This is a genomic window from Pseudomonas sp. GW456-L13 (assembly GCF_017350115.1).
GTDB classification, from domain to species: Bacteria; Pseudomonadota; Gammaproteobacteria; order Pseudomonadales; family Pseudomonadaceae; genus Aquipseudomonas; species Aquipseudomonas jessenii.
The window spans coordinates 2,463,470-2,487,220 of the sequence record NZ_JACNAS010000002.1; the positions used below are offsets into that span (position 1 = coordinate 2,463,470).

The window sequence follows — 23,751 nt, forward strand, 5'->3', positions numbered from 1 at the left end:
GTTCAGCAGAAGCTAGATGTCCTTAAGTCGCGTCTCGGTCACCGCGGTGCGCAATCTGCACCCGGTGACCTTCTCCCCCTCCCCCCGCATCAATATTCTTTACGGCGCCAACGGCAGCGGCAAAACCAGTGTTCTGGAAGCCATCCATCTGCTGGGGCTTGCCCGTTCGTTTCGCAGCACCCGTCTGTTGCCGGTCATTCAATACGAACAGCTTGCCTGTACGGTATTTGGCCAGGTTGAACTGGCGGAGGGCGGGCATAGCGCCTTGGGTATTTCCCGGGATCGCCAAGGCGAATTCCAGATCCGTATCGATGGGCAGAACGCTCGTAGCGCCGCGCAACTGGCCGAGATCTTGCCACTGCAACTGATCAATCCGGATAGCTTTCGATTGCTGGAAGGCGCGCCGAAGATTCGCCGACAGTTTCTCGACTGGGGTGTGTTCCACGTGGAACCGCGCTTCATGTCAACCTGGCAGCGCTTGCAGAAGGCCCTGCGCCAGAGAAACTCTTGGCTGCGGCATGGTACACTTGACGCCGTTTCGCAAGCGGTTTGGGACAGGGAACTGTGCCAGGCCAGCGCTGAAATCGATGAATACCGCCGCGCTTATATCAAAGCCTTGAAACCAGTCTTTGAACAAACCTTGAGCGAACTGGTTGAGCTTGAAGGCTTGACGCTCAGCTATTACCGCGGCTGGGACAAGGACCGTGAACTGAGTGCTGTGCTCGCCGGGTCTCTTCAGCGGGACCAGCAAATGGGACATACCCAGGCCGGACCACAACGCGCTGATTTGCGGCTCAGACTGGGTGCGCACAACGCCGCGGACATCTTGTCCCGAGGCCAGCAGAAGTTGGTGGTTTGCGCATTACGGATTGCCCAAGGGCACTTGGTCAGCCAGGCTCGACGCGGTCAGTGTATTTATCTGGTGGATGACTTGCCGTCCGAACTGGACGAGCACCACCGTCGCGCCCTTTGCCGCTTGTTGGAAGACTTACGCTGCCAGGTATTTATCACCTGTGTAGATCACGAATTATTGAGGGAAGGCTGGCAGACGGAAACGCCAGTCGCTCTGTTCCACGTGGAACAGGGCCGTATCACCCAGACCCACGACCATCGGGAGTGAAGGCATTGAGCGAAGAAAATACGTACGACTCAACGAGCATTAAAGTGCTGAAAGGCCTGGATGCCGTACGCAAACGTCCCGGTATGTATATTGGCGACACCGACGATGGCAGCGGTCTGCACCACATGGTGTTCGAGGTGGTCGACAACTCGATCGACGAAGCGCTCGCCGGCTACTGCGACGACATCAGCATCATCATCCACCCGGATGAGTCCATCACCGTTCGCGACAACGGCCGTGGCATCCCGGTAGACGTACACAAGGAAGAAGGCGTTTCGGCAGCCGAGGTCATCATGACCGTGCTGCACGCCGGCGGTAAATTCGACGACAACTCCTACAAGGTTTCCGGCGGTCTGCACGGTGTGGGTGTGTCGGTAGTTAACGCCCTGTCGGAAGAGCTGGTCCTGACCGTTCGCCGTAGCGGCAAGATCTGGGAACAGACTTACGTCCACGGTGTTCCGCAAGAGCCGATGAAAATCGTTGGCGACAGCGAAACCACCGGTACACAGATCCATTTCAAGGCTTCCAGCGAAACCTTCAAGAACATCCACTTCAGCTGGGACATCCTGGCCAAGCGGATTCGTGAACTGTCCTTCCTCAACTCCGGTGTCGGTATCGTCCTCAAGGACGAGCGCAGCGGCAAGGAAGAACTGTTCAAATACGAAGGCGGCCTGCGTGCGTTCGTTGAATACCTGAACACCAACAAGACCCCGGTCAACCAGGTGTTCCACTTCAACGTCCAGCGTGAAGACGGCATCGGCGTGGAAATCGCCCTGCAGTGGAACGACAGCTTCAACGAGAATCTGTTGTGCTTCACCAACAACATTCCACAGCGCGACGGCGGTACTCACCTGGTGGGTTTCCGTTCCGCACTGACGCGTAACCTGAACACCTACATCGAAGCAGAAGGCCTGGCGAAGAAGCACAAAGTCGCCACCACCGGTGACGATGCCCGTGAAGGCCTGACCGCGATCATTTCGGTGAAGGTGCCGGATCCGAAGTTCAGCTCCCAGACCAAAGACAAGTTGGTGTCTTCCGAAGTGAAGACCGCGGTCGAACAGGAAATGGGCAAGTACTTCTCCGACTTCCTGCTGGAAAACCCGAACGAAGCCAAGCTGGTCGTCGGCAAGATGATCGACGCGGCCCGTGCTCGTGAAGCGGCACGTAAAGCCCGTGAGATGACCCGCCGCAAAGGCGCGCTGGACATCGCCGGCCTGCCGGGCAAACTGGCCGACTGCCAGGAAAAAGACCCTGCCCTGTCTGAACTGTACCTCGTGGAAGGTGACTCCGCGGGCGGCTCTGCCAAGCAGGGACGTAACCGCAAGACCCAGGCGATTCTGCCCCTCAAGGGTAAAATCCTGAACGTCGAGAAGGCCCGCTTCGACAAGATGATCTCTTCCCAGGAAGTGGGCACCTTGATCACCGCGCTGGGCTGCGGCATCGGTCGCGAAGAGTACAACATCGACAAGCTGCGCTATCACAACATCATCATCATGACCGATGCTGACGTCGACGGTTCGCACATCCGTACCCTGCTGTTGACCTTCTTCTTCCGTCAGCTGCCGGAGCTGATCGAGCGTGGCTACATCTACATCGCTCAGCCGCCGCTGTACAAAGTGAAGAAAGGCAAGCAAGAGCAATACATCAAAGACGACGACGCCATGGAAGAGTACATGACGCAGTCGGCCCTGGAAGATGCGAGCCTGCACTTGAACGAGGATGCACCGGGTATCTCCGGCGAAGCCCTCGAGCGTCTGGTGAATGACTTCCGTCTGGTGATGAAGACCCTCAAGCGTCTGTCGCGCCTGTACCCACAGGAACTGACCGAGCACTTCATCTACCTGCCGGCTGTCAGCATGGATCAGTTGTCCGATCATGCAGCGATGCAGGACTGGCTGGCCCAGTACGAAGTGCGCCTGCGCACCGTCGAGAAGTCGGGTCTGGTCTACAAGGCAAGCCTGCGTGAAGACCGTGAGCGTGGCGTGTGGCTGCCAGAGGTCGAACTGATCTCCCACGGCCTGTCGAACTACGTCACGTTCAACCGCGACTTCTTCGGCAGCAACGACTACAAGACCGTTGTTTCCCTGGGCGCTCAACTGAGCACCCTGCTCGACGATGGCGCGTACATCCAGCGTGGCGAACGCCGTAAATCGGTCACCGAGTTCAAGGAAGCCCTGGACTGGCTGATGGCTGAAAGCACCAAACGCCACACCATTCAGCGATACAAAGGTCTGGGCGAGATGAACCCAGACCAGCTGTGGGAAACCACCATGGACCCAAGCGTGCGTCGCATGCTGAAAGTGACTATCGAAGACGCCATTGGCGCGGACCAGATCTTCAACACCCTGATGGGTGATGCGGTCGAACCACGTCGTGACTTCATCGAAAGCAATGCCCTGGCGGTGTCCAACCTGGACTTCTGATCCCGGTCGACCCCAACGAAAAGGCCAATGCATTTGCATTGGCCTTTTTTTGCCCGCGTTTTACTCGCTCGCCGGTGCCACACTCTCCAACCGATACCCATAAATCGTCAGCAACTGCCAACCGCGATCCGCCGTCAGCCCAAGCTTGTTGCGCAGGCGATAGATGTGAGTATCGAGCGGCCGGGACGAGGACACTTCTTCATCGGGCCAGAATCGTTCGTACAGGTAATCCCGCGACCAGGCGCTGCCCATCGCGCAGCTGAAGATCGAACTGTTCAGCCAATACTGACGCTTTTCTTCCACCGAAGGTATCGATGGCGTGGGGTTGGGATTATCGATGGTCAAAGCCGTTGTGGATGGGCATAAAAAAACCGGCTATATCCGCCGGTTTTTTTACGTCCAAAAAAAACTTATGCACGTTTTTATGGTTTTTATCATTCTAAGAAATATGTAAAAAAATCATAATGTTACGTACAAAAAACGACGCTTTTCAATGAAACGGTACACAGGTTATCCACAGAATCTCAGACAACCACCTGATCGTTTGAAACCGGCGCTTGTGGAGCCGGTGGCAGTGAGCCCATTTCCCGTTGCATCTGCTCGTTCCACGCCTGGACCCGGTCGTTCAATTCAGCAATGGCTCGTGGTCCGGTGCCTGCGGCATACATAGGCTCGCCAATGATCACAGTGATGACGCCCTGCTTCTTCGCCCAACCGGTTTTCGGCCAGAACTTGCCTGCGTTGTGCGCAATCGGCAGCACCGGCAATTCGGCGTTGACCGCCAAGGCGCTGCCACCGCGCGAGAACTTTCCGACGGTGCCGAAAGGAACGCGCGTGCCTTCGGGGAAGATCAGCACCCAGACATTGTCCTTGAGCAACTCATCACCTTTTTGAGCCACATGCTTGAGTGCTGCTTTCGGGTTGTCGCGATCGATGGCGATCGGTCGCAGCATGGCCATGGCCCAACCGAAAAACGGCACATAGAGCAACTCACGTTTGAGCACCTGGCTCAGCGGTGAGAAGTAGGCGGAGAGAAAAAACGTCTCCCAGGTACTCTGATGGTTCGATTGAATCACGCACGGCCGTTCAGGTACGTTCTCGGCGCCCTTCACTTCGTAGCGAATACCAAGGAACACTTTGCTCAGCCACAGGGCACAACGGCACCAATACACGTTGATGAAGCGATAACGTGCCTTGAAGGGCAGAAACGGTGCGATAAAAAAACTCAGGCTGCACCACAGCAATGAGCTGGTGCCCAGCAGCAGGTAAAAGAGGAAGGTTCTGATGGCCTGCAATATCGACATGGTGACGTTTACCGTTGCGGGAATTGCCCGCCTGTATAAAGCGCACTCCTGATGGGTCCTTTATCAGGAATTTCAGAAGCACTCTAATTGTGGATAAGTTCTGCGGCAATCGCCGCCAGATCGTCAAAAATCAATGTGCCAACCGGAAGGGTCTTGCCCAAAGTCTTTTCGCCTTTCCCGGTCTTTACCAAAACTGGCTGTGAATCGACGGCTTTGGCGGCTTCCAGGTCACCAAGGCTGTCGCCGACGAACCAGAGATCGGTCAGCGACACGTTGTAATGAGCGGCGATGGTTTTCAACATCCCGGGTTTCGGCTTGCGGCAATCGCAGCCTTCGTCCGGCCCATGCGGGCAGTAGACGATCAGGCCGACTTCACCACCCTGCTCCGCCACCAACGCGCGCAAGCGCTCGTGCATGGCATTGAGGGTGGCAAGGTCGTAATAGCCGCGAGCGATGCCCGACTGGTTGGTAGCGACGGCTACCGTCCAGCCAGCCTTGCTCAACTGCGCGATGGCTTCGATCGATCCGGGGAGCGGAATCCACTCCTCCACCGACTTGATGTAAGCGTCGGAGTCGTAATTGATCACTCCGTCCCGATCGAGAATCAGCAGTTTCAACAGCAGTCCCTCAACCCAGCAGCGAAATGTCGGCAACGCCGAGGAACAACCCACGCAGACGCGCCAGCAATGCATAACGGTTGGCGCGGACTTTTGCGTCCTCCGCGTTGACCATCACGGCTTCGAAGAACGCATCCACCGGTTCGCGCAAGGCGGCCAGACGTGCCAGCGATTCGCTGTACTGACGGGTCGCAGCCATTGGCTGCACCGCTTGATCCGCTTGCTGGATCGCCGAGTACAGGGAGAACTCGGCGGCGTTGTCGAAGTACTTGGCTTCGACGGTGGTCGGCATGCTGCCTTCGAGTTTGCTCAGCAGGTTCGATACGCGCTTGTTCACCGCGGCCAGTGCAGCGGCTTCCGGCAATTTGCGGAACGCTTCCACCGCTTGTACGCGCTGATCGAAATCCAGGGCCGAACCCGGTTTCAGGGCACGTACCGACAGGTAGGTGGCAACATCCACGCCTTCGTCTTCGTAACGGGCACGCAGACGGTCGAAGATGAACTCCAGCACCGAATCAGCCAGGCCGGCAGCCTTGACCTTGCTGCCGAACGAGTTGACGGCGAAGGCCACGGCGTCGGTCAGGTCGAGGTCGAGCTTCTTGTCGATCAGGATCCGCAGCACGCCGAGCGCGGCACGGCGCAGAGCATACGGGTCTTTGCTACCGGTGGGCAGCATGCCGACACCGAAGATCCCGACCAGGGTGTCGAGCTTGTCGGCGATCGCCACGGCCGCACCGGTCAGGGTGGTCGGCAGTTCAGCGCCGGCACCGCGCGGCATGTATTGCTCATTCAGCGCCAGCGCGACATCTTCCGGCTCGCCATCGTTGAGGGCGTAGTAGTAACCGGCGACACCTTGCATCTCCGGGAACTCACCGACCATCTCGGTCGCCAGATCACACTTGGACAGCAGGCCGGCACGCGCCGCCCATTGAGCGTTACCACCAATGTGTGGAGCAATGAACGCGGCCAGCCTGGATACGCGTTCGGCCTTGTCGTAGACGCTGCCGAGTTTTTCCTGGAACACCACGTTTTGCAGACGCAGGTTGAAGTCTTCGAGCTTTTGCTTCTTGTCTTGCTTGAAGAAGAACTCGGCGTCGGTCAGGCGTGGGCGAACCACTTTCTCGTTACCGGCGATGATCTGCTGTGGGTCCTTGCTCTCGATGTTGGCCACGGTAATGAAACGTGGCAGCAACTTGCCGTCGGCGTCCAGCAGGCAGAAGTACTTCTGGTTGTCCTGCATGGTGGTGATCAGGGCTTCCTGCGGCACGTCGAGGAAGCGCTCCTCGAACGAGCACACCAGCGGCACCGGCCATTCGACCAGCGCGGTCACTTCATCGAGCAGCGCTGGAGGAACGATTGCCGTGCCTTCCTGGCGGGTGGCCAGCTCTTCGGTGCGCTTGCTGATGATCTCGCGACGCTCGTTGGCGTCGGCCAAAACGTAGGCGGCACGCAGGTCGGCCAGGTAGCTGGACGGCGAACCGATGCGCACGTTTTCCGGGTGATGGAAGCGGTGGCCACGGGAGTCACGGCCGGCCTTCTGGGCGAGGATGGTGCAGTCGATGACCTGGTCACCGAGCAGCATCACCAGCCATTGGGTCGGACGAACGAATTCTTCCTTGCGCGCGCCCCAACGCATGCGTTTCGGGATCGGCAGGTCGTTCAGCGAATCTTCGACGATGGTCGGCAGCAGGCTCGCAGTCGCCTTGCCGGCGATGCTCTGGCTGTAGCGCAGTTTCGGGCCGCTCTGATCGATTTCGCTCAGCTCGACGCCGCACTTCTTGGCGAAGCCCAATGCTGCCTGGGTCGGGTTGCCTTCAGCATCGAACGCGGCCTGACGCGGCGGGCCGTCGAGGTTGATGCTGCGATCCGGCTGCTGGGTGGCCAGTGCGGTGATCAGCACGGCCAGGCGGCGCGGAGCGGCATAAACGGTTTTGCTCTCGTAGTTCAGGCCGGCAGCTTGCAGGCCCTTGTCGATACCGGCGAGGAACGCCTCGGCCAGTGTGTTCAGGGCTTTGGGTGGCAGTTCTTCAGTGCCCAGTTCAACCAGAAAATCCAGAGCACTCATTGTGCAGCCTCCAGCTTGGCCAGTACTTCATCACGCAGGTCCGGGGTCGCCATCGGGAAGCCCAGCTTGGCGCGAGCCAGCAGGTAGGCTTGCGCAACGGAACGCGCCAGGGTGCGTACACGCAGGATGTATTGCTGACGCGCGGTCACCGAGATCGCCCGGCGCGCATCCAGCAGGTTGAAGGTGTGGGAAGCCTTCAACACCATTTCGTAGCTCGGCAACGGCAGCGGCTGGTCGAGTTCGATCAGGCGCTTGGCTTCGCTTTCGTAGAAATCGAACAGTTCGAACAGCTTGTCGACATTGGCGTGTTCGAAGTTGTAAGTGGACTGCTCCACTTCATTCTGGTGGAACACGTCGCCGTAGGTCACTTTGCCGAACGGACCGTCAGCCCACACCAGGTCGTAGACCGAGTCCACGCCTTGCAGGTACATGGCCAGACGTTCGAGGCCGTAGGTGATCTCGCCGGTCACCGGGTAGCACTCGATGCCGCCCGCTTGCTGGAAGTAGGTGAACTGGGTCACTTCCATGCCGTTGAGCCAGACTTCCCAGCCCAGACCCCAGGCGCCGAGGGTCGGCGATTCCCAGTTGTCTTCGACGAAGCGAATGTCGTGGACCAGCGGGTCCAGGCCAACGTGCTTGAGAGAGCCCAGGTACAGTTCCTGGAAGTTGTCCGGGTTCGGCTTCAGGACCACCTGGAACTGGTAGTAGTGCTGCAGACGGTTCGGGTTTTCACCGTAACGGCCGTCAGTCGGACGGCGGCTTGGCTGCACGTAGGCGGCGTTCCAGGTTTCCGGGCCGATGGCGCGCAGGAATGTTGCGGTGTGGAAAGTGCCGGCGCCTACTTCCATATCGTAGGGCTGAAGTACCACACAACCTTGCTCGGCCCAGTATTGCTGGAGGGCGAGGATCAAGTCTTGGAAGGTACGCACGGCTGGCGTAGGCTGGCTCACGAAATTCACCTGTTTCTTGGGCTGCGATTTAAAGAGCGGGAGTATACCCGATTCATTGCTGCGCACGCCCCCTGGAGCCTTATGCCACGCTGCTTTTGGTGTTCCGAAGATCCGCTGTACATGGCTTATCACGATCAGGAGTGGGGCACGCCGCTACGGGATGCGCAGGGATTGTTCGAGTTGCTTTTGCTCGAAGGGTTCCAGGCCGGGCTCTCCTGGATCACCGTGCTGCGCAAGCGCGAGCGTTATCGCGAAGTTTTGTTCGGCTTCGACGTGCAGCGCGTGGCGCAGATGAGCGATGCCGAAATCGACGAGCTGATGCTCGATCCCGGCATCATCCGCAACCGACTCAAGCTCAACGCGGCCCGGCGCAATGCCCAGGCCTGGCTGGCGCTGGAGGATCCGGTGGCGTTTCTGTGGTCATTCGTCGGCGGCACGCCTGTGATCAATCATTTCAAGGATCGCAGCGAAGTCCCGGCCGTGACGCCGACTGCCGTGGAAATGAGCAAAGGCTTGAAAAAGGCCGGTTTCACGTTCGTCGGGCCGACCATCTGCTACGCGCTGATGCAGGCCTCGGGCATGGTCATGGATCACACCCGCGATTGCGACCGCTACGCGCAGCTGGCGAACGGCGGTTAGAATGGCCGCCTCGCGCACAGCACAAGATCAGGAGTGACCTGTGGATAAGTTTAAAGGCGCCTTGCTGGTAGGCGCTCTGCGGCTGTTTGCCCTGCTTCCGTGGTGGGCCGTGCAGGCCGTGGGCTCGGCGATTGGCTGGGTTATGTGGAAAACCCCGAACCGTTCCCGCGACGTGGTACGGATCAATCTGTCCAAGTGCTTTCCGGACATGGACCCCGCCGAGCGTGAACGCCTGGTGGGCCAGAGCCTGAAAGACATCGGCAAGTCCCTGACCGAGAGTGCCTGCGCCTGGATCTGGCCGGCCCAGCGCTCCATCGACCTGGTGCGCGAAGTCGAAGGCCTCGACGTATTGAAGGACGCCCTTGCCTCCGGCAAAGGCGTGGTCGGCATCACCAGCCACCTGGGCAACTGGGAAGTGCTCAATCACTTCTATTGCAGCCAGTGCAAACCGATCATTTTCTACCGTCCGCCGAAATTGAAGGCAGTGGATGAATTGCTGCAAAAGCAGCGGGTGCAGTTGGGTAACAAGGTCGCGGCTTCCACCAAGGAAGGCATCCTCAGTGTCATCAAGGAAGTGCGCAAAGGTGGTGCAGTGGGCATTCCCGCTGACCCGGAACCGTCCGAATCCGCCGGGATCTTCGTGCCGTTCTTCGCCACTCAGGCACTGACCAGCAAGTTCGTACCGAACATGCTGGCCGGCGGCAAAGCGGTCGGCGTGTTCCTGCACGCCCTGCGCCTGCCGGACGGTTCGGGCTACAAAGTGATCCTTGAAGCCGCGCCAGAGGCCATGTACAGCACCGATACGGCAGAGTCCTGTGCGGCCATGAGCCAAGTGGTCGAGCGCTATGTGCGGGCGTACCCGAGCCAGTACATGTGGAGCATGAAGCGCTTCAAGAAGCGCCCACCGGGTGAAGAGCGTTGGTATTGACTTACTTGGCACACTCTGTGGATAACCTGTAGGAGCGAGCTTGCTCGCGATGGACGTTAACGATGATGTGGGCTGCCAGGTTGAACGCGGCACCCTGGCATCCATCGCAGCAAGCTCGCTCCTGCACGTATCCACAACCGTTCATCAGGGCGCAAAAAGATGTCCGAACACCGCAAATCATTTCGCATCAAGATCAGTCACGAAAGCATCGGCGATTGCCTGGGCCAGACGCGCAACCTGTCGACCACCGGCGTCTACGTCAAGCATCCGAAACTGTCGGCGCTGCCCCGGGGGGCGGTGGTTTACGGACAGGTGCAGGACTTACCCACAGGCGCGCCTCGCGTGCGCATGGAAGTGGTGCAGGTGGACGCCGAGGGCATCGGTTTGCGCTATCTCTGATCAATGGGCCTGACGCTCGAGCTTCTTCAGGAACACCGTCATTTCCTTCTCTGCCTGCTTGTCGCCATGGCCGCGAGCAGCTTCCAGGCCTTGCTCCCAGGCCTGCCGCGCGGCCGCAAAGTCCGCCAGCGCCAGATGGGCCTTGCCCAGTAGTTTCCACGCCGCCGAATACTTCGGATCGAATTCGACGCAGCGCTGAAAATGCTCCGCAGCCTTGGCGTTCTCCCCCAGATCCAGATAACCCTTGCCCAGGCCGAAGCGCAGCAAAGCGTTATCCACACCCTTGGCGAGCATTTTTTCCAGGGATTCGATCATGGGTGGATTCCTTGCCTGAGGCATGTCATGGGTTGATTTACTGTAGGGGCGAGCTTGCTCGCGATGAACCTGACAGCGACGCGGGGTGTCTGGTTTCCAGCATTATCGTTGACGACCATCGCGAGCAGGGCCCGCTCCTACTAAAGGCAGGCCCCGTATCAGAAGAAGCTCAGCCCCACATGGAACAACTTCTCTACATCGCGAATATGCTTTTTATCCACAAGGAACAGAATCACATGGTCGCCCGCTTCGATCACGGTGTCGTCGTGGGCGATGATCACTTCTTCGTCGCGGATAATCGCACCGATGGTGGTGCCTGGCGGCAGGCCAATGTTCTCGATGGCCTTGCCGATCACCTTGCTCGATTTCGCATCACCATGGGCAATTGCCTCGATGGCTTCCGCCGCACCCCGGCGCAGTGAGTGCACGCTGACGATGTCGCCCCGGCGCACGTGGGCCAGCAATGTGCCGATGGTCGCCAGTTGCGGGCTGATGGCGATGTCGATGTCGCCGCCCTGGATCAGATCGACATAAGCCGGGTTGTTGATGATGGACATCACCTTCTTCGCGCCCAGGCGCTTGGCCAGCAGCGACGACATGATATTGGCTTCGTCGTCGTTGGTCAGGGCCAGGAAAAGGTCAGCGTCGGCGATGTTCTCTTCCATCAGCAGGTCGCGGTCCGAAGCGCTGCCCTGCAACACCACCGTGCTGTCCAGTGTGTCGGAGAGATGACGGCAGCGTACAGGGTTCATCTCGATGATTTTCACCTGATAACGGCTTTCGATGGCCTCGGCCAGACGCTCGCCAATCTGCCCGCCACCGGCGATGACGATGCGTTTATAGGTTTCGTCGAGACGGCGCATTTCGCTCATCACCGCACGAATGTTCGCCTTGGCGGCGATAAAAAATACTTCGTCGTCGGCCTCGATCACCGTGTCGCCCTGGGGCAGGATCGGCCGGTCACGACGGAAAATCGCCGCAACGCGGGTTTCCACGTTCGGCATGTGTTCACGCAACTGCCGCAGTTGCTGGCCCACCAGCGGCCCGCCGTAGTACGCCCGCACCGCCACCAATTGCGCCTTGCCTTCGGCGAAGTCGATCACCTGCAAGGCACCGGGGTGCTGGATCAGGCGCTTGATGTAGTTGGTGACCACTTGTTCCGGGCTGATCAGCACGTCCACCGGAATCGCTTCGTTCTGGAACAACTGCTCTTCGCGGGTCAGGTACGCGGCTTCGCGAACCCGGGCGATCTTGGTCGGGGTGTGGAACAGGGTATGGGCGACCTGACAGGCGACCATGTTGGTTTCGTCGCTGTTGGTCACCGCGACCAGCATGTCGGCGTCATCGGCTCCGGCCTGGCGCAACACGGTCGGGAACGAGCCACGACCTTGTACCGTGCGGATGTCCAGGCGGTCACCAAGGTCGCGCAGGCGTTCGCCATCGGTGTCGACCACAGTAATATCGTTGGCTTCGCTGGCCAGGTGTTCCGCCAGCGAACCGCCGACTTGCCCTGCACCGAGGATGATGATTTTCATCCAGTCACTCCATTGAATCCATTTAACCGCGCGCGGCGGCGATCTTGATCAGCTTGGCGTAGTAGAAGCCATCGTGGCCACCTTCCTGGGCCAGCAACTGGCGACCATGGGGCTGCTTGATGCCGGCCGCCGTGGTGAGGTCCAGTTCCCGGGCACCCGGCGTGCGGGCGAGGAAGGCTTCGATGACCTCGGTGTTCTCGGTCGGCAGCGTGGAACAGGTGGCGTACAGCAGGATGCCGCCGACCTCCAGGGTTTTCCACATGGCATCAAGCAACTCGCCCTGCAGCAGTGCCAGAGCGACGATGTCGTCGGGTTGGCGGGTCAGTTTGATATCCGGGTGACGACGAATCACGCCGGTGGCCGAACATGGCGCGTCCAGCAGGATGCGCTGGAACGGCTTGCCGTCCCACCACGCCTGAGTGTCGCGGCCGTCGGCGGCAATCAGTTCGGCGCTCAGTTTCAGGCGTTCGAGGTTTTCCCGCACCCGCACCAGCCGCTTGGCTTCCAGGTCTACCGCCACGACGCCGGCCAGTTTTGGCTCGGCTTCGAGGATGTGGCAGGTCTTGCCACCTGGTGCACAGCAAGCGTCGAGCACCCGTTGGCCCGGCGCGAGGTCGAGCAGATCGGCAGCCAGTTGCGCGGCTTCGTCCTGCACGCTGATCCAGCCCTCGGCGAAACCCGGCAGGCTGCGCACATCGGCGGCGGCGTCGAGCACGATGCCGTCGCGGCTGTAGACACACGGCGTGGCGGCAATTCCCGCGTCAGTCAGCAAACCGAGGTAGGCATCACGGGTGTGATGGCGACGGTTGACCCGCAGGATCATAGGCGGATGCGCATTGTTCGCCGCGCAAATGGCTTCCCATTGATCTGGCCAGAACGCTTTCAAAGATTTCTGCAGCCAGCGTGGGTGAGCGGTGCGCACCACCGGATCACGTTCCAACTCGGCGAAAATCGTTTCGCTTTCGCGCTGAGCATTACGCAGCACAGCGTTGAGCAGCGCCTTGGCCCAGGGTTTTTTCAGCTTGTCGGCGCAACCGACGGTTTCACCAATGGCGGCATGGGCCGGGACACGGGTGTAGAGCAACTGATAGAGACCGACCAGCAACAGCGCCTCGACATCGGCGTCGGCAGCCTTGAACGGCTTCTGCAGCAGCTTGGCCGCCAACGCCGACAAACGTGGCTGCCAGCGCGCGGTGCCGAACGCCAGGTCCTGGGTAAAGCCGCGATCACGGTCCTCGACCTTGTCCAACTGCGTAGGCAGCGAACTGTTGAGCGAGGCTTTTCCGTTCAGGACGGCAGCGAGTGCCTTGGCGGCGGCCAGACGCGGATTCATTGAGCGTCCGCCACTTGACCGAGGACAGTGCCGGTGGCGAATTTCTCGCGACGGCTGTTGAACAGATCGCTGAAGTTCAGCGCCTTGCCGCCGGGCAATTGCAGGCGGGTCAGGCACAAGGCATGCTCGCCGCACGCGACGATAAGACCGTCCTTGCTGGCGCCGAGGATTTCACCCGGGGCGCCTTTGCCTTCGGCGACGTTTGCGGCCAGCACTTTCAGGGCTTCGCCATTCAAGGTGCTGTGGGTAATGGGCCACGGGTTGAAGGCACGGACCAGACGCTCCAGCTCAACCGCCGGGCGACTCCAGTCGATGCGTGCTTCGTCCTTGTTCAATTTGTGCGCATAGGTAGCGAGGCTGTCGTCCTGCACTTCGCCCTCCAGGGTTCCGGCGGCGAGGCCGGCAATCGCCTGGACTACAGCCGGCGGGCCCATTTCGGCCAGGCGATCGTGCAGGCTGCCGCCGGTATCTTCGGCGCTGATCGGCGTGGTGACCTTGAGCAGCATCGGCCCGGTGTCGAGGCCGGCTTCCATGCGCATCACGGTCACGCCACTTTCGGCGTCGCCCGCCTCCACGGCGCGCTGGATCGGCGCCGCGCCCCGCCAGCGAGGCAGCAGCGAGGCGTGGCTGTTGATGCAACCCAGGCGCGGAATATCCAGCACCACTTGCGGCAGGATCAGGCCGTAGGCGACCACCACCATCAAGTCCGGCTTCAGTGCGGCCAGTTCAGCCTGAGCATCTTCGTTGCGCAGAGTGGGCGGTTGCAGCACCGGGATATTGTTCTCCAGAGCAAGCTGCTTGACCGGGCTCGGCATCAGTTTTTGCCCGCGACCGGCCGGACGATCCGGTTGGGTGTAGACCGCAACGATCTCGTAAGGGTTGTCGAGCAGGGCCTTGAGATGTTCGGCGGCGAATTCCGGGGTGCCGGCAAAGACGATGCGCAGTGGCTCAGTCATGGGTGACGTCTCTTGAAAAGAAAAAGGCTTGCCGCAGCAAGCCTTTGAAGATGGGCATCAGGCGTTCTGGCGATGAAGCTTTTCCAGTTTCTTCTTGATGCGGTCGCGTTTGAGCGTCGACAGATAATCGACGAACAATTTGCCGTTGAGGTGGTCGCATTCATGCTGGATGCACACCGCGAGCAGGCCTTCGGCGATCAGTTCGTAGGGTTGGCCATCGCGGTCCAGCGCCTTGACCTTGACCCTTTGCGGGCGATCGACGTTTTCATAGAAGCCGGGTACCGAAAGGCAGCCTTCCTGGTATTGCTCCATCTCGTCGGTCAGGGGTTCGAACTCGGGGTTGATGAACACTCGCGGTTCGGTGCGGTCTTCGGAGAGGTCCATCACGACGATACGTTTGTGCACGTTGACCTGGGTAGCGGCGAGGCCGATGCCAGGCGCTTCATACATTGTTTCAAACATGTCGTCGACCAACTGACGCACTTCGTCGTCCACTACGGCCACTGGCTTGGCGATAGTGCGCAGACGCGGATCAGGGAATTCGAGGATGTTTAAAATGGCCATAAGCTTGATAAGTGCACGTGTGAAGTAAGGTCGGGTCGATGGCCTGGCGGTCCGAAGATGCAGGCTACCGTTGTAAAACGTAGCTCCCTTTTGTTGACAAGCAAGTAGGGAGCGAGCCACTGACGGCTTTGGCGTTTCACGCGAATGCACATAATAAAGGGATTCACCGCATGAGGAAATCACTACTCGCCCTGCTGCTCCTGGCTTCGGCAGGTTGGGCGTACGGGCAAGGGCAGCTTCGGGAAGAGATTCCCACCATAAAGCTGTCGCCTCAGGTTCGCAGCAGCCCGGTGACCGAGGCGATCCCCGGCATTGCTCTGAAATCGATCAACAGCTTTCTGCTGAGCAACCGCATCGTCGACAAGGCCGAGGAATTCGACAAGGCGCCTTACATCGTCGCTGGTGATTCCGAACGGGTGCTCAGCGGCGCGGGTGACCGCATCTTTGCCCGTGGCCATTTCGATCCGGCACAACCGGCGTACGGTATCTTCCGCCAAGGCAAGGTCTACACCGATCCGCAGAGCAAGGAAATTCTGGGGATCAACGCCGACGATATCGGCGGCGGCGATGTCGTGGCCATCGAAGGTGACGTTGCCACCCTGGAGTTGCTACGCACGACTCAGGAGGTCCGCCTCGGCGATCGCTTGTTCAGCGGTGAAGAGCGCGCGATCAACTCCACCTTCACGCCCAGCGCACCGAGCCACGAAATCAATGGTTTGATCATCGATGTGCCGCGTGGGGTCACGCAGATTGGCGAGTTGGACGTGGTAACGCTGAACAAGGGTCAGCGCGACGGTCTGGCCGAAGGCAATCTGCTGGCGGTAATGAAAACCGGTGAAACCGTAAGGGACCGGATCACTGGCCAGCCATTGAAAATTCCCGATGAGCGCGCCGGTTTGCTGATGGTTTTCCGTACCTACGACAAGCTCAGTTACGGGCTGGTGCTCAGCGCCTCGCGCTCGCTGTCGGTGATGGACAAGGTACGAAATCCGTAAAAGTGCTTCACAAGTTACCAACAGAGTTATCCACAGCTTATTCCCGTTTGTACGGGTGCTCATAACGATCAAGGATGATCCATGTCGCTGTCTGCCGTTACACCGGTTTCCCCCGCGGAACTGGAAGCTCGTTTACGTCTGCACCGTTTGCCGGAACTCGGCCCTGCGCGTTTCAAGAAATTGCTCGAAGCCTTCGGCTCGGCATCCAAAGCCATCAGTGCGCCAGCCAGTGCCTGGCGCGCGCTGGGTTTGCCACTGGCCTGTTCCGAGGCTAGGCGTAGCACTGAGATCCGTGACGGCGCCAGTCATGCATTGGCCTGGCTGGAGCGCCCGGCCCAGCATTTACTGATGTGGGACCAACCGGACTACCCGGCACTGCTGGCACAAATCAGCGATGCACCACCGCTGTTATTTGTCGCGGGCGATCCGGGCATTCTGGAAAAACCACAACTGGCGATGGTCGGCAGCCGTCGCGCTTCCCGGCCAGGAATGGACACCGCTGCCGCGTTTTCCCGCAGCCTGGCGGGTGCCGGTTTTGTCATTACCAGCGGCCTGGCCCTGGGCATTGACGCCGCCGCGCACCAGGCCGCGCTCGACGTTGGCGGGCAAACGGTCGGTGTGCTCGGCACGGGGCTCGAGAAGTTTTATCCACAGCGAAATAGACGCCTGGCGGACGCCATGATCGCTTCGGGCAGCGCAGTACTTTCGGAGTTTCCGCTGGATGCAGGTCCCAGCGCCAGCAACTTCCCACGGCGCAATCGCATTATCAGTGGTTTGTCCCTTGGAGTGCTGGTGGTCGAAGCCAGTGTCGCCAGCGGTTCACTGATCACCGCGAGGCTGGCGGCGGAACAGGGGCGCGAGGTGTTTGCGATGCCCGGGTCGATCCATCACCCCGGCGCCCGCGGCTGTCATCAGTTGATTCGGGACGGTGCGGTGCTGGTGGAAACCATCGAACATATCCTCGAAGCCTTGCGCGGTTGGCAACGACTGTCGTTATCCACAGAAACCTGCACCCCTGCGACGACTCACCCACTGCTGAAACTGCTGCATGTCGCGCCTCACACCAGTGAAGCGCTGGCCGACGCAAGCGGCTGGGCCTTGCCGAAAGTGCTGGCGGCGTTGACGGAACTGGAAATGGATGGCCGCGCCGTGTGCGAAAACGGGCGCTGGTTTGCACGGGTGAGCTAGGTTTTATAAACAAGATCGGTAAACTGCGCAGAGCCTTAGTCTGGAGTGTTTTTCATGGTCAACAGTTGGCGTGTGCAACAAGCCGCGCAAGCAATTCGCGCCGGGGCGGTGATTGCCTACCCAACCGAAGCAGTCTGGGGCCTGGGTTGCGACCCGTGGGACATCGATGCGGTGGAACGTCTGCTGCTGATCAAGGGCCGCTCTGTGGAAAAGGGGCTGATTCTGGTCGCCGACAACATCCGTCAGTTCGATTTCCTCTTCGAAGACTTCCCCGAGTTGTGGATGGACCGCATGGCCAGTACCTGGCCGGGTCCGAACACCTGGCTGGTGCCGCACCAGAACCTGCTGCCGGAGTGGATTACCGGCGTGCATGAAACCGTGGCGCTGCGGGTCAGCGATCACCCGCTGGTGCGGGATTTGTGCGCGCTGGTCGGGCCGCTGGTGTCGACGTCGGCCAATCCGCAGGGGCGCCCGGCGGCACGTACGCGAATTCGCGTCGAACAGTATTTCCGTGGCCAGGTGGATCTGGTGCTGGGCGGAAACCTGGGCGGACGCAAGAACCCGAGCGTGATTCGCGATCTGGCGACCGGCAGGGTTGTGCGCCCGGACTGATACCCTGGTGCGCCCATCGCGAGCAAGCTCGCTCCCACAGGGGATTTGTATTCGACACAGAAACCTTGTGGGAGCGAGCTTGCTCGCGATGGTGTCAGTCAGGGCAACAAAACAACCGAGCCCGTCGTGCGCCGCGCCGACAACTCGGTCTGCGCCTTCGCCGCGTCAGCCAGTGGATAACGCTGGCTGATGTCCACGGTCAGCTTGCCGCCGATGATCATCTCGAACAACTCGTCGGCCATGCGTTGCAGGTTTTCGGCGTTGTTCGCATAAGTGCCCAGGGTTGGCCGGGTCACGTACAACGAGCCTTTCCCCGCCAGGATCCCCAGGTTCACGCCGTCGACCGCGCCGGACGCATTGCCGAAACTCACCACCAGCCCACGCGGCGCGACGCTGTCGAGTGAAGTCAGCCAGGTGTCCTTGCCAACGCCGTCGTACACCACTGGGACTTTTTTGCCGTCGGTCAATTCCAGCACACGTTGCGCGACATTTTCATGGCTGTAATCGATGGTCGCCCAGGCGCCGTTGGCCTTGGCCAGCGCGGCTTTCTCCGCCGAGCTGACAGTGCCGATCAGCTTCACGCCCAAGGCCCTGGCCCATTGGCAAGCCAGGGAGCCGACACCGCCCGCCGCGGCGTGGAACAGGATGGTTTCGCCACCCTTGAGTTCATAAGTCTGACGCAGCAGGTATTGCACGGTCAGGCCCTTGAGCATGACGCCGGCGGCCTGTTCGAAGCTGATGGCGTCCGGCAGTTTCACCAGATTGGCTTCGGGTAAGACGTGAACATCGCTGTAGGCGCCCAGCGGCCCGCTGCCATAGGCCACGCGATCGCCGATCTTGAAGCGGGTCACGTCGCTGCCCACTGCCTCGACCACGCCCGCACCCTCTGAACCGACACCCGACGGCAGGGACGGCGGTGGATACAAACCGCTGCGGTAGTAGGTATCGATGAAGTTGAGGCCGATGGCCTTGTTGGTCACGCGTACTTCCTTCGGACCTGGCTCGGCGGGTTGGTAATCCACATATTCGAGCACTTCGGGGCCGCCATGGGCGCGGAACTGGATACGCTTTGCCATCAGAACTCTCCATAGGTCGTTTTACCAAGCTCCCTATCGGACTCCTAAGCTTGATCTTCGTCAACTGCGGCGGGGTGACTTGCGATGGTATGCTACGCGCCCATTTGCGCAGGCTGAGCTCCAATGGAGCGCCGCGTTGTTTTGCCCGATTCAAGGTGATGACATGACGACCCGCACCGAGGCCGTAAAAGCCTACCTGCTCGACCTGCAAGACCGTATTTGCGCCGCCCTGGAAGCCGAAGACGGTGGCACGCAATTCGTCGAAGACGCCTGGACCAGGCCGGCGGGCGGTGGCGGTCGCACCCGTGTGATAGAAAACGGCGCGGTGATTGAAAAGGGTGGCGTCAACTTTTCCCATGTCTTCGGCAGTGGTCTTCCACCGTCTGCCAGCGCCCATCGACCGGAGCTGGCCGGCCGCGGCTTCGAAGCCCTCGGCGTGTCGCTGGTCATCCACCCGCACAATCCGCATGTGCCGACTTCCCACGCCAACGTGCGTTTTTTCATCGCCGAAAAGGAAGGTGAAGAGCCGGTCTGGTGGTTCGGTGGCGGCTTCGACCTGACCCCGTATTACGGCAACGAAGAAGACTGCATCCACTGGCACCGCGTCGCCGAGCAGGCCTGCGCGCCGTTCGGTCCGGACGTCTACCCGCGTTACAAGGCCTGGTGCGACAGCTACTTCCACATCAAGCATCGTCACGAGCCGCGTGGCATCGGCGGCCTGTTTTTCGACGACCTGAACGAGTGGGACTTCGACACCAGCTTCGCCTTCATGCGTGCTATCGGTGACGCGTACATCGACGCCTATCTGCCGATCGTGCAGCGCCGCAAGAACGATGCGTTCACCGCCAAGCAGCGTGAGTTCCAGGAGTTCCGCCGTGGCCGCTACGTTGAGTTCAACCTGGTCTACGACCGTGGCACGTTGTTCGGTCTGCAATCGGGTGGGCGTACCGAGTCGATCTTGATGTCGCTGCCGCCGCAAGTGCGCTGGGGTTACGACTGGAAAGCCGAGCCTGGCAGTGAAGAAGCGCGTCTGACCGAGTACTTCCTGCAAGACCGCGATTGGTTGGCCGAAGCCTGAACGAGGAATCCTGATGGACCGTTATGTCGTATTCGGTAACCCGATTGGTCACAGCAAGTCGCCGCTGATCCATCGCCTGTTCGCCGAGCAGACCGGGCAGAAACTGGATTACAACACGCTGCTGGCGCCACTCGACGACTTTTCCACCTGTGCCCGGAGGTTTTTCCTCGAAGGACGCGGCGCCAACGTGACGGTGCCGTTCAAGGAAGAAGCCTATCGGCTGGCGAACAGCCTGACGGCGCGGGCGCAACGGGCCGGAGCGGTGAACACCCTGAGCAAACTGGCCGATGGCAGTCTGCTGGGCGACAACACCGACGGTGCCGGGCTGGTGCGGGACCTGACGGTCAACGCCGGGTTCAGCCTCAAGGGCAAGCGCATCCTGTTGCTCGGTGCTGGCGGTGCGGTGCGCGGTGCTTTGGAGCCGTTGCTGGCCGAGCAGCCAGCCTCGGTGATCATCGCCAATCGCACGGTGGACAAGGCCGAACTGCTGGCGGAACTGTTCTGCGATCTGGGGCCGATCTCGGCCAGCGGCTACGACTGGTTGCAGGAGTCGGTGGACTTGATCATCAACGCGACCTCGGCGAGCCTGACCGGTGATGTGCCGCCTATTGCCCCCAGCTTGATTGAGCCTGGCAAAACGGTGTGCTACGACATGATGTACGGCAAGGAACCGACCTCGTTCTGCCGCTGGGCCAGCGAACACGGGGCGGCGGTGTCGATGGATGGCTTGGGCATGCTGGCCGAGCAAGCGGCGGAAGCGTTTTTCCTGTGGCGCGGCGTGCGCCCGGATACGGCGCCGGTGCTGGCTGAACTCCGCCGGCAATTGGCCTTGTAACCTACTTGTAGGAGCGAGCTTGCTCGCGAAAAACCTGAGGGCATCTGGTTTTGCGCGTAATCGTTCACGACCTTCGCGAGCTAGCTCGCTCCTACAGAGAGCGGCGTTTCAGTCCTCAAACCGGATCGGGCATTTCTCCGCCCCTTCCAGCTTTCTCAACTCTTCCACCACCTGCGGTCGAGCCCGGCGCAAGGTGAGGCTGCGATCTTGACGCAGTAGCCGCCGGGCTTCCTGGTGCAGCATTTCCACCCCTGAGTAGTCGATGAAGTTGATCTGCTGCGCCTCGATCACCACGCGCGCGCCGTGCATGCGTTGCAGGCGTACTTGCAGGTAATGGCTGGCGCCGAAAAAAATCGAGCCCCCCACCCGCAGAATGTCTTCCTCGCCATCTCGCACATGCTGCACCCGTGGTTGCGATGTGCGTTTGAGGTAGAAAAAAAGCGAGGCCAACACGCCGGCGTAGATCGCCGTCTGCAACTCCAGCAGCAGCGTGGCGACGCAGGTCAGCGCCATGACCACAAATTCGGCGCGGCTGACCCGCAACAACGCACGAATGCCGCGATGGTCCACCAGTCCCCAGGCGATCAACAGAATGCTGCCGGCCATGGCTGGAATCGGGATGTGCGCGATCAGGCTCGCGCCGAAGATCGCAAACAGCGCCACCCACAATGCCGAAAAAATCCCGGCCAGCGGCGAACAGGCCCCCGCTTCGTAGCTCAGGCCTGAGCGAGTGAAGGAGCCGGCCGACAGCGATCCGGAAAAAAACGCACCGACGATATTCGACAAGCCCTGGGCGCGGACTTCCTGATTCGCGTCGAGTAATTGCTGCGAACGTGCCGAGATCGAGCGGGCGATCGACAGGCTGGTTACTAGCCCGAGCATACCGACCGCCACCGCGCTGGGCAGCAGGCGCAGGATCAGATCCAGGTCCAGGGGCAACGGGCTGAAGGGCGGCAGTTTGCCGGTGAAGGCGCTTACCAGTTGCACATGGCCGAACATTGATGGCCAGAGCCAAACCAGCAAGCCGCCGAGAATCAGGGTGATCAAGAGCGTCGGCCAGCGTGGCAGCAGCAGTTTGAGGATCACGCCGACCACCACGGTCGCCAGACCCAGCGCCAGCGAAGGTTTGTCCATTTCGCCGAGATGGCGCAACAACGTGATGAAACTATCCAGCGCGGTGGCCTGGCTGGGCAAGTCCAGCCCCAGCAGGTTAGGCAATTGACCGATGGCAATCACCACAGCAGCACCCAGGGTGAAGCCGAGTACCACCGAGTGCGAGACGAAATTCACCAGCGCGCCGAACCGCAGCAAACCCAGCAGCCACTGAAAGATGCCGGCAAGAAACGTCAGCAACAGGATCAGCATGACGTAGTCCTGCGACGCTGGAACGGCCAGAGGACTGACACTGGCATACAGGACAATGGAGATGGCGGCCGTAGGACCGCAGATCAAATGCCACGACGAACCCCAGAGGCAGGCGATCAGAACGGGGATGATTGCGGCGTACAGGCCGTATTCCGGTGGCAGGCCGGCGATCAGTGCGTAGGCAATGGATTGCGGCAACGCGAGGATCGCGCCGCTGAGGCCGACGATCAGGTCGCGCCCGACACTGGCGCGGGTTTGCCGGGGTAGCCAGGTGAGGAAAGGGAAGAGTGAATGGCGGCTGGGAAGGGCCATGGGTCCTCTCGGGTGGGGATTTTGCGCAAGGGTAGCAGGACAAGGCGATCATTGTGGCGAGGGGGCTTGCCCCCGTTGGACGGCGCAGCCGTCCCAAAACCATTGAATGTGGTTTATCAGGTAGACCGCATTCAATGGTTTTACGATCGCTTCGCAATCGAACGGGGCGGGGCGGCGGTCCGACAAGCCCCCTCGCCACAAAGACCATATCGCCTCTGGTTTAGAGTTTGGCTTTGACCGCTGGCAAAGCATCCTTGCCATCCACTGTCTTCACCCCATCGAGCCATTTATCCAGCACTGCCGGGTTGGCCTTGATCCACGCCTTGGCCGCGTCAGTATTGCTGACCTTCTTGTTCACCACCTCGGCCATGATGCTGTTTTCCATCTCCTGAGTGAAACTCAGGTTGGTCAGCAGTTTGCCGACGTTCGGGCAGGCCTGTGCATAACCTTTTCGGGTCAGGGTATGCACGCTGCCGGTGTCACCGAAGTATTTCTCGCCACCCTTCAGATAGTGCATTTTCAACTGCACGTTCATCGGGTGCGGGGTCCAGCCGAGGAAGGTCACGAATTTCTGTTTTTTCACCGCGCGGGACACTTCCGCCAGCATCGCCTGCTCGCTGGACTCGACCAGTTTCCACTGGCCCATGTCGAAATCGTTTTTCTTGATGATCTCTTGCAGCGAGATATTCGCCGGTGCACCGGAGCCGATGCCATAGATCTTGTGGTCGAACTTGTCGGCGTACTTGTTCAGGTCGGCAAAGTTATGCACACCCGCGTCCCACACGTAGTCCGGGACAGCGAGGGTGAATTCGGTGCCGTCGAGATTCTTCGCCAGTTGCGTGACATCGCCGCTTGCGACGAATTTGTCGTAGAAGCCCTGCTGCGCCGGCATCCAGTTACCCAGGAACACATCGACCTGGCCGTCCTTCAACCCGCCAAAGGTGATCGGCACCGCGAGGGTGTCGACCTTGGCCTTGTAGCCCATGCCGTCCAGCAGAAACCCGGTGATGGCGTTGGTCGCGGCGATGTCGCTCCAGCCCGGGTCGGCCATCTTCACCGTCTCGCAACTCTGATCGGCAAACGCCGAGGCACTGCCCAGAGCCAGGAGCCCGACCGTCAGTACTGTGGATAACCTTTGCATG

Annotated in this window: 21 protein-coding genes and 2 pseudogenes; 10 read left to right on the forward strand and 13 right to left on the reverse strand. The window is 60.3% G+C overall.

What is annotated here, in order from left to right:
* The first annotated feature begins 16 nt into the window (after nucleotides 1-16).
* Together recF and gyrB are read left to right on the forward strand one after the other, a co-directional pair.
* Complete coding sequence (gene recF / locus J4D25_RS25435) at nucleotides 17-1,120, forward strand: DNA replication/repair protein RecF (RefSeq protein WP_007969883.1); 1,104 nt, start codon at nucleotides 17-19, stop codon at nucleotides 1,118-1,120.
* 5 nt (nucleotides 1,121-1,125) lie between these two features.
* Nucleotides 1,126-3,543: a DNA topoisomerase (ATP-hydrolyzing) subunit B gene (gene gyrB / locus J4D25_RS25440; RefSeq protein WP_057716535.1), complete on the forward strand. Its 2,418-nt coding sequence runs from the start codon at nucleotides 1,126-1,128 to the stop codon at nucleotides 3,541-3,543.
* A gap of 60 nt (nucleotides 3,544-3,603) precedes the next feature.
* Here gyrB and J4D25_RS25445 read toward each other — a convergent pair.
* From J4D25_RS25445 to glyQ, 5 genes and pseudogenes are all read right to left on the reverse strand, one after another.
* Nucleotides 3,604-3,786, reverse strand: a pseudogene (locus J4D25_RS25445) (helix-turn-helix domain-containing protein); the annotation flags it as partial.
* Between the two features lie 281 nt (nucleotides 3,787-4,067).
* Complete coding sequence (locus J4D25_RS25450) at nucleotides 4,068-4,847, reverse strand: 1-acyl-sn-glycerol-3-phosphate acyltransferase (RefSeq protein WP_057712652.1); 780 nt, start codon at nucleotides 4,845-4,847, stop codon at nucleotides 4,068-4,070.
* A gap of 83 nt (nucleotides 4,848-4,930) precedes the next feature.
* Nucleotides 4,931-5,470 carry a D-glycero-beta-D-manno-heptose 1,7-bisphosphate 7-phosphatase gene (gmhB, locus tag J4D25_RS25455; RefSeq protein WP_167362881.1) on the reverse strand — a complete coding sequence of 180 codons (540 nt, stop codon included), beginning with the start codon at nucleotides 5,468-5,470 and terminating at the stop codon, nucleotides 4,931-4,933.
* 4 nt (nucleotides 5,471-5,474) lie between these two features.
* Nucleotides 5,475-7,529, reverse strand: coding sequence for a glycine--tRNA ligase subunit beta (gene glyS / locus J4D25_RS25460; RefSeq protein WP_057712650.1), 2,055 nt, complete (start codon nucleotides 7,527-7,529; stop codon nucleotides 5,475-5,477).
* Nucleotides 7,526-8,479, reverse strand: a complete 954-nt coding sequence (gene glyQ, locus J4D25_RS25465) for a glycine--tRNA ligase subunit alpha (RefSeq protein WP_003187265.1) — start codon at nucleotides 8,477-8,479, stop codon at nucleotides 7,526-7,528. Before glyQ ends, glyS begins: the two co-directional genes overlap by 4 nt.
* 81 nt (nucleotides 8,480-8,560) lie before the next feature.
* Here glyQ and tag point away from each other — a divergent pair, with 81 nt between their 5' ends.
* The 3 genes from tag (at nucleotide 8,561) to J4D25_RS25480 (ending at nucleotide 10,445) form a co-directional block, all read left to right on the forward strand.
* Nucleotides 8,561-9,118, forward strand: coding sequence for a DNA-3-methyladenine glycosylase I (gene tag / locus J4D25_RS25470; RefSeq protein WP_057712649.1), 558 nt, complete (start codon nucleotides 8,561-8,563; stop codon nucleotides 9,116-9,118).
* 40 nt (nucleotides 9,119-9,158) lie between these two features.
* The gene (locus J4D25_RS25475; RefSeq protein ID WP_057712648.1) at nucleotides 9,159-10,046 is read left to right on the forward strand and encodes a lysophospholipid acyltransferase; all 888 of its coding nucleotides are present in this window, start codon (nucleotides 9,159-9,161) and stop codon (nucleotides 10,044-10,046) included.
* 159 nt (nucleotides 10,047-10,205) lie between these two features.
* Nucleotides 10,206-10,445 carry a PilZ domain-containing protein gene (locus tag J4D25_RS25480; protein ID WP_057712647.1) on the forward strand — a complete coding sequence of 80 codons (240 nt, stop codon included), beginning with the start codon at nucleotides 10,206-10,208 and terminating at the stop codon, nucleotides 10,443-10,445.
* On the opposite strand, the gene J4D25_RS25485 is transcribed toward J4D25_RS25480, so the two are convergent.
* The 5 genes from J4D25_RS25485 to def all read right to left on the reverse strand — a co-directional run bounded on the left by J4D25_RS25485 (nucleotide 10,446) and on the right by def (nucleotide 15,148).
* Nucleotides 10,446-10,760 (reverse strand): tetratricopeptide repeat protein, encoded by a 315-nt coding sequence (locus tag J4D25_RS25485; RefSeq protein WP_057397334.1) that lies wholly within the window; start codon nucleotides 10,758-10,760, stop codon nucleotides 10,446-10,448.
* A gap of 158 nt (nucleotides 10,761-10,918) precedes the next feature.
* Nucleotides 10,919-12,295 carry a Trk system potassium transporter TrkA gene (gene trkA, locus J4D25_RS25490; RefSeq protein ID WP_057712646.1) on the reverse strand — a complete coding sequence of 459 codons (1,377 nt, stop codon included), beginning with the start codon at nucleotides 12,293-12,295 and terminating at the stop codon, nucleotides 10,919-10,921.
* 22 nt (nucleotides 12,296-12,317) lie between these two features.
* Nucleotides 12,318-13,628 (reverse strand): 16S rRNA (cytosine(967)-C(5))-methyltransferase RsmB, encoded by a 1,311-nt coding sequence (gene rsmB / locus J4D25_RS25495; RefSeq protein ID WP_057712645.1) that lies wholly within the window; start codon nucleotides 13,626-13,628, stop codon nucleotides 12,318-12,320.
* Entirely contained in the window at nucleotides 13,625-14,584 is a 960-nt protein-coding gene (gene fmt, locus J4D25_RS25500; RefSeq protein WP_057712644.1) for a methionyl-tRNA formyltransferase, read from the reverse strand. The genes rsmB and fmt overlap by 4 nt, the downstream gene beginning before the upstream one ends.
* Nucleotides 14,585-14,641: 57 nt before the next feature.
* The gene (def, locus tag J4D25_RS25505; RefSeq protein WP_057712643.1) at nucleotides 14,642-15,148 is read right to left on the reverse strand and encodes a peptide deformylase; all 507 of its coding nucleotides are present in this window, start codon (nucleotides 15,146-15,148) and stop codon (nucleotides 14,642-14,644) included.
* A gap of 248 nt (nucleotides 15,149-15,396) precedes the next feature.
* On the opposite strand from def, the pseudogene J4D25_RS25510 reads away from it, so the two are divergent.
* From J4D25_RS25510 to J4D25_RS25520, 3 genes and pseudogenes are all read left to right on the forward strand, one after another.
* Nucleotides 15,397-16,143 (forward strand): annotated as a pseudogene (locus J4D25_RS25510) (peptidoglycan-binding protein); the annotation flags it as partial.
* Nucleotides 16,144-16,224: 81 nt separating this feature from the next.
* Entirely contained in the window at nucleotides 16,225-17,331 is a 1,107-nt protein-coding gene (dprA, locus tag J4D25_RS25515; RefSeq protein ID WP_057712641.1) for a DNA-processing protein DprA, read from the forward strand.
* Between the two features lie 54 nt (nucleotides 17,332-17,385).
* Nucleotides 17,386-17,943, forward strand: coding sequence for an L-threonylcarbamoyladenylate synthase (locus tag J4D25_RS25520; protein ID WP_057712640.1), 558 nt, complete (start codon nucleotides 17,386-17,388; stop codon nucleotides 17,941-17,943).
* Between the two features lie 98 nt (nucleotides 17,944-18,041).
* Here J4D25_RS25520 and J4D25_RS25525 read toward each other — a convergent pair whose 3' ends face one another.
* Entirely contained in the window at nucleotides 18,042-19,019 is a 978-nt protein-coding gene (locus tag J4D25_RS25525) for an NADPH:quinone reductase (protein ID WP_057712639.1), read from the reverse strand.
* A 163-nt stretch (nucleotides 19,020-19,182) separates the two neighbouring features.
* Here J4D25_RS25525 and hemF point away from each other — a divergent pair, with 163 nt between their 5' ends.
* Both hemF and aroE read left to right on the forward strand, forming a co-directional pair.
* Nucleotides 19,183-20,097: an oxygen-dependent coproporphyrinogen oxidase gene (hemF, locus tag J4D25_RS25530; protein ID WP_057716534.1), complete on the forward strand. Its 915-nt coding sequence runs from the start codon at nucleotides 19,183-19,185 to the stop codon at nucleotides 20,095-20,097.
* A 13-nt stretch (nucleotides 20,098-20,110) separates the two neighbouring features.
* Nucleotides 20,111-20,932 (forward strand): shikimate dehydrogenase, encoded by an 822-nt coding sequence (gene aroE, locus J4D25_RS25535; protein ID WP_057712638.1) that lies wholly within the window; start codon nucleotides 20,111-20,113, stop codon nucleotides 20,930-20,932.
* A 108-nt stretch (nucleotides 20,933-21,040) separates the two neighbouring features.
* Here the strand turns inward: aroE and J4D25_RS25540 are convergent, their stop codons facing one another.
* Both J4D25_RS25540 and choX read right to left on the reverse strand, forming a co-directional pair.
* Nucleotides 21,041-22,609 carry a SulP family inorganic anion transporter gene (locus tag J4D25_RS25540; RefSeq protein WP_057712637.1) on the reverse strand — a complete coding sequence of 523 codons (1,569 nt, stop codon included), beginning with the start codon at nucleotides 22,607-22,609 and terminating at the stop codon, nucleotides 21,041-21,043.
* Nucleotides 22,610-22,829: 220 nt separating this feature from the next.
* Nucleotides 22,830-23,750 (reverse strand): choline ABC transporter substrate-binding protein, encoded by a 921-nt coding sequence (choX, locus tag J4D25_RS25545; RefSeq protein ID WP_057712636.1) that lies wholly within the window; start codon nucleotides 23,748-23,750, stop codon nucleotides 22,830-22,832.
* Nucleotide 23,751 lies beyond the last annotated feature (1 nt).

Bases quoted from the DNA above. Each gene is read 5' to 3' on its own strand.
- recF (WP_007969883.1), top strand. From the start codon at position 17: ATGTCCTTAAGTCGCGTCTCGGTCACCGCGGTGCGCAATCTGCACCCG.
- J4D25_RS25450 (WP_057712652.1), bottom strand. From the start codon at position 4,847: ATGTCGATATTGCAGGCCATCAGAACCTTCCTCTTTTACCTGCTGCTG.
- glyS (WP_057712650.1), bottom strand. From the start codon at position 7,529: ATGAGTGCTCTGGATTTTCTGGTTGAACTGGGCACTGAAGAACTGCCA.
- tag (WP_057712649.1), top strand. From the start codon at position 8,561: ATGCCACGCTGCTTTTGGTGTTCCGAAGATCCGCTGTACATGGCTTAT.
- J4D25_RS25480 (WP_057712647.1), top strand. From the start codon at position 10,206: ATGTCCGAACACCGCAAATCATTTCGCATCAAGATCAGTCACGAAAGC.
- J4D25_RS25485 (WP_057397334.1), bottom strand. From the start codon at position 10,760: ATGATCGAATCCCTGGAAAAAATGCTCGCCAAGGGTGTGGATAACGCT.
- trkA (WP_057712646.1), bottom strand. From the start codon at position 12,295: ATGAAAATCATCATCCTCGGTGCAGGGCAAGTCGGCGGTTCGCTGGCG.
- rsmB (WP_057712645.1), bottom strand. From the start codon at position 13,628: ATGAATCCGCGTCTGGCCGCCGCCAAGGCACTCGCTGCCGTCCTGAAC.
- fmt (WP_057712644.1), bottom strand. From the start codon at position 14,584: ATGACTGAGCCACTGCGCATCGTCTTTGCCGGCACCCCGGAATTCGCC.
- def (WP_057712643.1), bottom strand. From the start codon at position 15,148: ATGGCCATTTTAAACATCCTCGAATTCCCTGATCCGCGTCTGCGCACT.
- dprA (WP_057712641.1), top strand. From the start codon at position 16,225: ATGTCGCTGTCTGCCGTTACACCGGTTTCCCCCGCGGAACTGGAAGCT.
- J4D25_RS25520 (WP_057712640.1), top strand. From the start codon at position 17,386: ATGGTCAACAGTTGGCGTGTGCAACAAGCCGCGCAAGCAATTCGCGCC.
- J4D25_RS25525 (WP_057712639.1), bottom strand. From the start codon at position 19,019: ATGGCAAAGCGTATCCAGTTCCGCGCCCATGGCGGCCCCGAAGTGCTC.
- hemF (WP_057716534.1), top strand. From the start codon at position 19,183: ATGACGACCCGCACCGAGGCCGTAAAAGCCTACCTGCTCGACCTGCAA.
- aroE (WP_057712638.1), top strand. From the start codon at position 20,111: ATGGACCGTTATGTCGTATTCGGTAACCCGATTGGTCACAGCAAGTCG.
- J4D25_RS25540 (WP_057712637.1), bottom strand. From the start codon at position 22,609: ATGGCCCTTCCCAGCCGCCATTCACTCTTCCCTTTCCTCACCTGGCTA.
- choX (WP_057712636.1), bottom strand. From the start codon at position 23,750: ATGCAAAGGTTATCCACAGTACTGACGGTCGGGCTCCTGGCTCTGGGC.